The organism is Kitasatospora sp. NPDC058444 (assembly GCF_042721415.1).
Lineage (GTDB): Bacteria > Actinomycetota > Actinomycetes > Streptomycetales > Streptomycetaceae > Kitasatospora.
In genome coordinates this window covers 1-1,774 of sequence record NZ_JBHXLL010000097.1, presented here as the reverse complement: position 1 = coordinate 1,774, position 1,774 = coordinate 1, and the positions used below count along the sequence as shown (strand labels likewise).

Genomic DNA, 1,774 nt, shown 5'->3' with positions numbered 1-1,774 from the left:
CCTAGACCCGTCCTTCGCACATAACGAGTTCGGATGATGTGGTGATGCGACCGGTATCCCGATGGGGTGCCGGTCGTTGAGCCTGGCGTGCCGATATCTCGTTCACGTCGTTCACGGGTCCACCGTCCTCGGATGACGGTGGAGTTGACGCCCGTGGTGCAGAGGCGTCTGGGCGCTCTGCCTGCCTCTGCCGAGTTTCTGCGCCGGCTGGATGTGGCCGGGATCGTCGACGAGCTGTGCCCGATCCGCGAGGTCGCGCACCTTACGCACGGACAGGTGATCGAGGTGATGGTCGCCAACCGGCTGTCCGCCCCGGCACCGCTGGTCCGCGTAGGCGACTGGGCCCGGGAATGGGCCGTGGAGGAGGTTTTCGGCGTCGATGCGGACCTGCTGGGCGACGACCGGCTCGCCCGCGCGCTGGACGCGATCGCGCCGCACCTGGACGAGCTGGTCGGCACGGTCGGCGCGCAGGCCATCGCGGAGTTCGGCATCGACGTGTCCCGGATCCACTGGGACATGACCTCGATGTCGCTGTTCGGCGCCTACGAGGACCAGGACGAGCAGTTCCCGCAGGTCAAGTACGGCCACCCCAAGGACCGCAGAGTCGACCTGAAGCAGATCCAGGCCGGCCTCGCGGTCAGCGGCGACGGTGGCGTCCCGCTCCTCCACCGCGTCTACGACGGCGGCGCGGGCGAGGTCGCCCAGGTCGTCGGCGCGATGAACGCCCTGCGCAAGATGGCCGACCGCAGGGACTTCCTGCTGGTCGCCGACTCCAAGCTGGTGTCCCACCCCAACGTCACCGCCCTGCTGGACGCGAAGGTCGCCTTCATCGCCCCCGCGCCGGCCGCCAAGGTCCCCGACGAGGTCTACGCCGGCTTGAACCTCGAAGACACGCAGGTGGTGGACTACGTCCCGGACCGGGACGAGGGCAAGCCCGCCGGCCGGCGCGAGGTCTACCGGGTCCTGGAGGACACCCACGCCCTGCCCGGGCGCCGCAAGAGCGACCCGGTGCACACCCTGCGCAGGATCCTGGTCCACTCCACCGGCAACGTCCGTGGCCAGCAGGCCGCGCGTGCCAAACGCCTGGCCCGCGCGGCCGAGGACCTGGACAAGCTCCAGCGCGGCGCCGGCGGACGGTTCTACGGCACGGCCGAGAAGATCGCCGCGCGGATCGGCGTGATCGCCAGGAACCACCGGGTCGAGGACTGCCTGCGGACCACCATCGGCACCGGTCCCGAGGGCCGGCCCGTCCTGGAATGGCACTTCGACCAGGACGTGCTCGATGCCCAGGCAGCCGTCGACGGCTGGTACGCGCTGCTGACCAACCTCACCCCCGAACAGGCCACCGCCCAGCAGGTTTTCCTCCGCTACAAGGGCCAGACCGTGGTCGAACGCCGCTATCACGACTTCAAGGGCCCGCTCGCGGTCGCGCCGGTCTTCCTGCAGCACAACCGACGCATCGCCGCCCTGATCACCGTGATCTGCCTGGCCCTACTGGTCTTCTGCCTGATCGAGCGCCAGGTCCGCCAGGCTCTCGGCCCCGACCAGACCATGCGCGGCCTCTACCCTGACAACCGAGCCGTCCGCCCCACCGGCCGCATGATCTTCTACCACCTCGCCAGCCTGATGATCCGGCCCGGCACCACCACCAGCCCACCCGTCGTCCTCATCAACCGAGGAGTCCAAGCACACCTGCTCGAACTCCTCGACATCGACGAAACCCGACCCCGCTGGCTGGAAACCTAAAACCCCATGTGCGAAGTCTGGGCCTAGA

Annotated in this window: 1 protein-coding gene; it reads left to right on the top strand. The window is 69.1% G+C overall.

Translation table 11 applies throughout. From position 1 onward, the window contains the following. Nucleotides 1-132: 132 nt before the first annotated feature. Nucleotides 133-1,746: an IS1634 family transposase gene (locus ACFWP2_RS39565; RefSeq protein WP_380460973.1), complete on the top strand. Its 1,614-nt coding sequence runs from the start codon at nt 133-135 to the stop codon at nt 1,744-1,746. The last annotated feature ends 28 nt before the right edge of the window (nt 1,747-1,774 follow it).